This is a genomic window from Streptomyces capoamus (assembly GCF_014654935.1).
In the GTDB taxonomy this organism is placed as follows: Bacteria; Actinomycetota; Actinomycetes; order Streptomycetales; family Streptomycetaceae; genus Streptomyces; species Streptomyces capoamus.
This window is the reverse complement of the sequence record NZ_BNBF01000004.1, coordinates 70,018-76,817: the sequence shown is the minus strand read 5'-3', so window position 1 is coordinate 76,817 and position 6,800 is coordinate 70,018. Positions and strand designations below refer to the sequence as shown.

General features: G+C 71.1%; 9 protein-coding genes. 4 read left to right on the top strand and 5 right to left on the bottom strand.

Features of this window, described 5'->3' with window-relative positions:
- Nucleotides 1-168 precede the first annotated feature (168 nt).
- Both IE312_RS08500 and IE312_RS08495 read right to left on the bottom strand, forming a co-directional pair.
- Entirely contained in the window at nt 169-645 is a 477-nt protein-coding gene (locus IE312_RS08500) for an MSMEG_6728 family protein (RefSeq protein ID WP_189979917.1), read from the bottom strand.
- A 97-nt stretch (nt 646-742) separates the two neighbouring features.
- A complete protein-coding gene (locus IE312_RS08495) occupies nt 743-1,195 on the bottom strand; it encodes a hypothetical protein (protein WP_189979915.1) in 453 nt (150 codons plus the stop codon).
- 400 nt (nt 1,196-1,595) lie between these two features.
- Between IE312_RS08495 and IE312_RS08490 the strand changes: the two genes are divergently transcribed.
- The 4 genes from IE312_RS08490 to IE312_RS08475 all read left to right on the top strand — a co-directional run bounded on the left by IE312_RS08490 (nt 1,596) and on the right by IE312_RS08475 (nt 4,148).
- Nucleotides 1,596-2,747 carry a glutathione-independent formaldehyde dehydrogenase gene (locus tag IE312_RS08490; protein ID WP_189979913.1) on the top strand — a complete coding sequence of 384 codons (1,152 nt, stop codon included), beginning with the start codon at nt 1,596-1,598 and terminating at the stop codon, nt 2,745-2,747.
- Nucleotides 2,748-2,945: 198 nt separating this feature from the next.
- Entirely contained in the window at nt 2,946-3,248 is a 303-nt protein-coding gene (locus IE312_RS08485; protein ID WP_189979911.1) for a hypothetical protein, read from the top strand.
- 38 nt (nt 3,249-3,286) lie between these two features.
- The gene (locus tag IE312_RS08480; protein WP_189979909.1) at nt 3,287-3,745 is read left to right on the top strand and encodes a hypothetical protein; all 459 of its coding nucleotides are present in this window, start codon (nt 3,287-3,289) and stop codon (nt 3,743-3,745) included.
- Between the two features lie 139 nt (nt 3,746-3,884).
- Complete coding sequence (locus IE312_RS08475; RefSeq protein WP_189979906.1) at nt 3,885-4,148, top strand: hypothetical protein; 264 nt, start codon at nt 3,885-3,887, stop codon at nt 4,146-4,148.
- A 56-nt stretch (nt 4,149-4,204) separates the two neighbouring features.
- Here IE312_RS08475 and IE312_RS08470 read toward each other — a convergent pair whose 3' ends face one another.
- The 3 genes from IE312_RS08470 to IE312_RS08460 form a co-directional block, all read right to left on the bottom strand.
- Entirely contained in the window at nt 4,205-5,158 is a 954-nt protein-coding gene (locus tag IE312_RS08470) for a hypothetical protein (protein ID WP_189979904.1), read from the bottom strand.
- 131 nt (nt 5,159-5,289) lie between these two features.
- Nucleotides 5,290-6,396 (bottom strand): non-homologous end joining protein Ku, encoded by a 1,107-nt coding sequence (ku, locus tag IE312_RS08465; protein ID WP_189979902.1) that lies wholly within the window; start codon nt 6,394-6,396, stop codon nt 5,290-5,292.
- Between the two features lie 142 nt (nt 6,397-6,538).
- On the bottom strand, nt 6,539-6,800 hold a 262-nt coding region (locus IE312_RS08460), incomplete at its 5' end, for an HAD family hydrolase (protein ID WP_189979894.1).

The following is a 6,800-nucleotide window of genomic DNA, read 5'->3' as shown; positions in this document are numbered from 1 at the left end:
CGCGCTGCGCGGCGTGGACCCGCTGCCCCGGCGCGCCCCCGCGGTCGGACGCCTGGTGTGCGCCCCGTCCGACGCGAGGACGCACCGCCTGGACGCACTGGCGGTCCACCGGGTCGCCCCGGGCTGACGGCACGCGGGTCCCCGGGGCGAGCGCGGAACGGACAGGTGTCAGCCGGTCGCGCCTTCCCGGTCGGAGGACGGCCACACATAGGGCAGATCGTCCGGGACTCCGGGGAACACCTCCGCGTACGTGTCCCGGTCCTTGCGGACGAGCGCGGACTGGTGGCTGCGGTGGAAGGCCTCGTCACCGAGCCACGGCGGAAGTTCCCCCGCGGCGGCGAGAACGGACTGCTCACGCACGTGGGCGCCCGGACGTTCGGCGGCGTACCCGGCGATCAACGAGGCGGCGCAGCTGTCCTGGTGCCCCTGCTCACGCCAGACCCGGCAGACTTCCAGCCCGTAGCGGACCAGGGCCTCCTCGTACCCGCTCCACATGCGCACCGCCGGGTGCCTGCGCCAGCCGTAACCGGGAACGGTCAGGCCGCGGAGGACCTGGAGCGCCTCGACCCGCTGCTTGCCCAGGCGGCGGCGGTCCAGCAGCAGGGCGGAGCGCCGGAAGTCGGCATCGGGCAGGAATGTCTGCATGATCCGTCCTGGAGTGGGTGCGGTGGGGCGGGCGGATGAGGCGGTGACGAGGCGGTATTCAGCGCTACGAGGCCGCCCGCGGCGGTCCGCGACGCGGTCAGCTGTCCTCGGCGGGGGGACGGTCCGCGTGATCGTGGTGTGCGAAGGTACGGCGCGCCTTCTTCATCTCGGCCTCGTAGAGGTGGTCCCGGCCCTCGGCGAGTGCGTTCACCACACCGCGTTCCAGCTCCACGAACGGGCGGTAGTAGGTGTCGTTGTAGGCCTCGATGATCTGGAACGTCCAGTGACCGGGGATGACGTCGCGGCCCAGGATCTCGGCCTCGGCCTTCGCCGCCCATTCGGCGTGCCCGGCCTCCCGCAGCAGCCGTACCGCCCGTCCCAGTTCGAGGTCGGCCCCGCCGGTCAGCTGGTGGAAGCTGTACAGGTGACCGCGGGCGCGTTCCGTGGTCTCCAGGGCCTTCGACAGTGAGCCGAGGGCCTCGACGGTGGGGTCGTCGACTCCTTCCGGACGGTGGTGCCGGTGGGCCGGATCCCCCTGGTGCTCGTTCATGACACTCCCTGGGCGTGGCTGCGGTTCTCCATCCCTTCCCGTCGGGCGGGGCGACCGTATGCACTCTGGGCCGAACGCGTGACGGTACGGCGGTGCGGCGGTGCGCCGGCGGTCGCACGGGGCCGGCCGGTCCCCGCGGCTCCCGCCGGCAGACACGGCCGGCACCGCACCCAGCCAGGCATGGAGATCGTCGGCGCCCCGCACCGGTGCGCCCCGGCATCAGGCCGCCACGATCGTCGCCGAGGCGGGTTGCAGCCCGTGACCTGCAGGCGTTTGCTGGAAGTACCGGCGGCGCAGCGAGCGCACAGGCCACGGCACGGGCCCCGGGGGGCTTCGCCCGGGACCCGGTGGCGGCCGGTCCTCGCAGCCGCGCCCAGCACTCGACGCGGAGGTGACACAGGTGAAAGCCGTTGTCTACGAGAGGCCCTTCAGCGTCACCGTGAAGGACGTCGACGACCCGCAGATCCAGCACCCCAACGACGTACTCGTCCGGGTCACCTCCACGGCGATCTGCGGCTCCGACCTGCACATGTACGAAGGACGCACCGCAGCCGAGCCCGGCATCGTCTTCGGCCACGAGAACCTCGGCGTCGTCGAGGAGGTCGGCAGCGGCGTGACCTCCCTGTCCGTGGGGGACCGCGTCGTCATGCCGTTCAACGTGGCCTGCGGATTCTGCAAGAACTGCCTCGCAGAGAAAACGGGCTATTGCCTCACGGTGAATCCGGGATTCGCCGGCGGCGCCTACGGCTACGTCGCCATGGGTCCCTTCGTCGGCGGCCAGGCCGAGCGTCTGCGCGTGCCCTTCGCCGACTTCAACTGTCTGAAACTCCCACCCGGCGAAGAACACGAGACCGACTTCGTCCTCCTCGCCGACATCTTCCCCACCGGCTACCACGGATGCGAACTCGCCGAGGTCTCCCCCGGCGAAAGCGTCGCCGTGTTCGGCGCCGGTCCCGTCGGCCTCATGGCCGCCTACTCCGCCCTCCTGCGCGGTGCGGCGAAGGTCTTCTCCGTCGACCGGGTCCCCGAGCGGCTCGCCAAGGCCGAGGAGATCGGAGCGATTCCCATCGACTTCACCCAGGGAGACCCCTCCGAACAGATCAAGGAACAGACGGACGGCGAGGGAACCGACAAGGGTGTCGACGCCGTCGGCTACCAGGCCCAGGCGCGCGACGCCAGCCACGAAGAACCCGCCGTCGTCCTCAACACCCTCGTGGAAACCGTCCGGCCCACCGGCAAGCTCGGCATCCCCGGCCTCTACGTCCCCTCCGACCCCGGGGGCCCGGACGAACACGCCAAGCACGGCCAGCTCCTCGTCTCCATCGGCCGCATGTTCGAAAAGGGCCAGCAGATGGGCACCGGGCAGTGCAACGTCAAACGGTACAACCGGCAACTCCGCGATCTCATCATCGCCGGCCGCGCCAAGCCCAGCTTCGTCGTCTCCCATGAGCTGCCCCTGGACCAGGCACCCCAGGCGTACGAGAAGTTCGACAAGCGCATAGAGGGCTACACCAAGGTCGTACTCCACCCCGGTCACGCCCTCGCCGCGTGACGCCGACCAGCAGGGGCTGGAGGCGGGGCCCGCACGGCACCGCCTCCAGCCCCTCGTGACGCTCCGGTGGTCCGGCCTCGCACCGGGTGACATATGCCGGGCGGGTGTGTAGGGCGTGGAGGACGGGTAGGCGCGCCGTCTGGCCGCGTCCGCACCACTGCCGGACGGGCGGCGCGGCCCGGCGAGAAGGAGAAGATCATGCAGATGTCTCGACGGATCGCGATCGCCGGTGCGTCCACGGTGCTGGCCGCAGGCGCCACGATGATCGGCGGCGGCCCTGCGTCGGCACACACCGCGCCGGCGCCCGTGCACCATCCGGCCGCCGTCGTCCCGGCTGCCGCCCCGCACCACACCGGTCGCCACCATGCCGCCCGCCAGCCCACGGACCCGTGGATCGAGGACCAGCTGGCGACCTTCTACCCGTCGTCCGAGCAGCGGCTCGCCGTGTTCGACCCCTGGGTCAAGGACCAGCTCGCGCTGTTCCAGAAGAGTGCCGGGTGACCGAGCTTCGCATCAGCCGATGGGGGAACTCGGCCCCCATGTTCAAGAGCATCGTGCGCGGTGGCGCGGCAGGCGCCGCCGGGACAACCGTCCTGAACGCTGTCACGTACGCCGACATGGCCGTGCGAGGCAGGCCGTCGAGCGAGGCACCCGCCCAGGTCGTCGAGAAGATCAGCCAGGACGTGGGCCACCCGGTCCCGGGGTCCGACGACACCCGGGCCAACCGGCTCTCCGGTCTGGGCGCACTGTCGGGCATCGCCGTCGGCTGCGCGACCGGTTCGGCCGTCTCCCTGCTGCGGCGGGTGGGCATCCGCCTGCCCTGGTGGCTCGGCGGCGCGGTCACCGGCGCTCTGGCCATGGCGGCGACGGATGTGCCCATGGCGCGACTGGGCGTGAGCGACCCGACGAGCTGGTCCTTCGAGGACTGGGTGTCCGACGCGGTACCCCATCTGATGTACGGGCTCGTGACCTACGGGATCGTGGCCGCCTCCGACTGACCGGCGCGGATCGGCTCAGGAAGGGGCAGGGACGGCGCGTTAAGTCACACGTCTGACCGCCGGCGCGACCGAATGCCGGGCCCAGTTCGAGGCCGAGCCCACCGCGTTCCGGTGGGTCTTCCACCGTGAAGGCACCGACGTGTGGATCCGCCTGCCGCAGCTGGCCCACGGCAGTGCTCACGACAACCGCGGGACGGAGATCTGGTCCACCCAGCAGCACATCGACGTCGTCGCCCGGGCAGTGATCCGCTGCTTCGACGAGGTCGCGCGGCAGTACGGCGAGAGCGCCTACCGCGGCAAGTGGGGCGAGCACTTCCCGCGCACCGAACTCGAAGCACTCAGAACCACGTGGCGGGAACGCCGGGTCGAGCGGGCAGCCTCTCCCACTGCTCCTCCCCGGTGAGGTGACGGGGGGAGTCGCACCCCCGAGAGCGCACGCCACCTGTCCGCGGCCTCGGCTCACATGCCGGCCATGGCCCTGCGCTGCGCCTGTTCGAACTCGGTGAGGGGATCGCCGCCCGTCCGCCAGGGCCACTCGCTGACGGTCCCGCCGATCGCCTCGAACACCGCTCGCGCCTCGACACGCCGGTCGCCGGCCATCAGCGCGTAGGCGAGGAGGTTCAGGTCCGCGAGGGCCTTGGCATGGCGGAGGAAGCCCGGCTGCCCCCACGTGTGCGCCACGCGGTCGAGCGCCTGGGCCGCCATCCCCTGGGACCAGTGGGTGCGTGCCACCAGGGCCTCATACCCTCCCCGGCCGAGGATGGCCTGGTACTGCAGGACCTGGGCGGTGAGTTCCGTCGCCACGCAGGGCGCGTTGGCGGGCACACGGGCGCACAGGCCGTCGACGAACTCGAGGACCTGCAGCCGCGAACCGCCTTCCTCCGGGGTGAGGTAGCCCAGCATGTTCATGTACGCCTCGCGGTTCCAACGGTCGCGTGTGAGCACCTCGTTCCACACGCCGAACACCTGGGGCTGCGTCCAGCGTTGCCGACGCGCCACCTTGAGCAGTGCCACCCAGGGAGTGGGGTCGTCCGGCGCGAGTTCGGCGGCGCGCAGACAGCTCTCCACGGCGTCGTCCGATGCGCCCGGACCGTCCTGGGCTTCCCCCGTCGCCTGGGACCAGGCGTACAGGACGAGCGCGGTCGCGTTGCGGGGCTCACGCGTGGCCCAGGACCTCGGCAGACGCGAGTCGCCGAGGAACTCCGCCAGGACGCTGATGCGGTGGGTGCGGCGGTCCCAGTCCCCCGGGTCCTCCTCCAGGAAGCGGGAGATCTGCGCCGTGCACAGGTCCGTGGTGGCGAACGTTCCCGTCCTGCTGGTGGACAGCAGGGATTTCAGCAGTCTGCCGAGTTCCCGGTCATCGAGTTCGGGGGCCAGGCGGGCCCGCTTGCGGCGGCTTGAAAGAAATCCCATGGCCGGAGGCTAAAGCGGATCACACCACCCACAAGGGCTCGGCCCAGATCGTTATCGATCACACACAGACTGTGATCGTCTCCGGCGCCTCGGTACGGCACCGAGCCGCCGGCACGCCCAGACCGGCCGGGTCAGGCGGCGGTCTTCCTGCGGCGGCGTCCGCTGTGGGCGAGGGCGTCGATCAGTTCCTCACGGCTCATCCTCGACCGGCCGGGAACGTCCTGCTCGCTCGCCTGCTGGTACAGCTCCGCCTTACTCAGGCGCTGGAGCTCACGCTTGCCGGTGGTGCCGCGGTCACGCGCCCGCGCGGATGCGGCGCCGGCCTTCTTTGGCGGTGACGTCCGCGTCGCCGCCTTCCCGGCCTTGCCAGTCTTTCCGGCCTTACCGGCCTTTTCAGCCCGTCCGGCCTTTTCCGCATTTCCCACCGTATTTCCCACCGTCTCGCGCGCATCGCGTCCGGAGCGGGCGGCCTCGATGCTGCCCTCGAGGACCTTCATCAGGTCGATGACGTTGGTCGCCTGCGGCGGTCCCTGCGCCGCCGCGATCTCCTGGCCCTCGACCTTCGCCTTGACCAATTCGCGCACTTTCTCCTGATAGGTGTCGTGATATTTCCCGGGCTCCCAGTCGCCGCTGAGCGCGTCGACCAACTGCAGTGCCATCTGCAGTTCCTTGCCGCGCCCGGCCCGGGCCGCGGGCAGTTCGGGCAGTTCCCGACCAGGGTCACGGACCTCGTCCGCCCAGTGCAGGGTCTGCAAGATCATGACCTTGTCCTCGGCGCGCAGGGCGGTCAGGTACTGCTTGCCCCGCATGACGAAGGTGGCGATGCCGACCTTGTCGGCCTCGGCGAGCGCCGCGCGCAGCAGCTCGTACACCTTGGTGTACTCCTTGCCGCGCGGGGCGATGTAGTAGGTGCGGTCGAAGTACGCCGGTTCGATCCGGTCGAGGTCGACGAAGTCGGTGATGTCGATGGTCTGGGAGCGGCCCGGCGCGATCTCGTCCAGTTCGTCCGGCTCCACGATGACGTACCGGCCTTCTTCCACCTCGTAACCCTTGACGATGTCGGCCGCGTCGACTTCCTTGCCCGTGCGCTCGTTGACCCGCCTGTTGCGGATCCGGTCCGAGGTGCCGCGCTGGAGCTGGTGGAAGTGGAGGGTGTGGTCCTCGACGGCCGTGTACAGCCCCACGGGGACGGTCACGAGCCCGAAGGTGACCACACCCGTCCAGATCGCCCGAGCCATGATCTGCTCCGTCCCTTCGGCCCCGGTGGTGTCCACTCGCCTGTGGTGTCCACGCTCGCACCGCTGTCCGTGCCGCGCGCGCCGGGTCGCCGGGTCCGCACCCGAACGGCAGCGAACGGCAGCGCTCAGGGTGACGCCACGGTCAGCCGGCCGCGCCGCCGACGGGGGGGCCGGCGGGGCCGGTGACCGGTGCCTGGGCGAGGTGCTCGACCGCGTGGTCGGCCAGCCGGCGGAGGGCGGGCGTTCGGGCGGCCTGCCCGACGGCGAGACACCGGGCGCCCGCGCGGCGGCCCGCCCGGAGGCCCGCCGCGGAATCCTCGAACACCACCGCTTCGCCGGGTGCGACGCCCAGCCGGCGACAGGCGAGCAGGTAGCCCTCGGGGTCCGGTTTGCCGTGGGCGACG

Excerpts from the sequence above, each read along its gene's own strand:
- IE312_RS08495 (WP_189979915.1), bottom strand. The coding sequence starts at position 1,195 with ATGAACGAGCACCAGGGGGATCCGGCCCACCGGCACCACCGTCCGGAA.
- IE312_RS08485 (WP_189979911.1), top strand. The coding sequence starts at position 2,946 with ATGCAGATGTCTCGACGGATCGCGATCGCCGGTGCGTCCACGGTGCTG.
- IE312_RS08500 (WP_189979917.1), bottom strand. The coding sequence starts at position 645 with ATGCAGACATTCCTGCCCGATGCCGACTTCCGGCGCTCCGCCCTGCTG.
- IE312_RS08480 (WP_189979909.1), top strand. The coding sequence starts at position 3,287 with ATGTTCAAGAGCATCGTGCGCGGTGGCGCGGCAGGCGCCGCCGGGACA.
- ku (WP_189979902.1), bottom strand. The coding sequence starts at position 6,396 with ATGGCTCGGGCGATCTGGACGGGTGTGGTCACCTTCGGGCTCGTGACC.
- IE312_RS08470 (WP_189979904.1), bottom strand. The coding sequence starts at position 5,158 with ATGGGATTTCTTTCAAGCCGCCGCAAGCGGGCCCGCCTGGCCCCCGAA.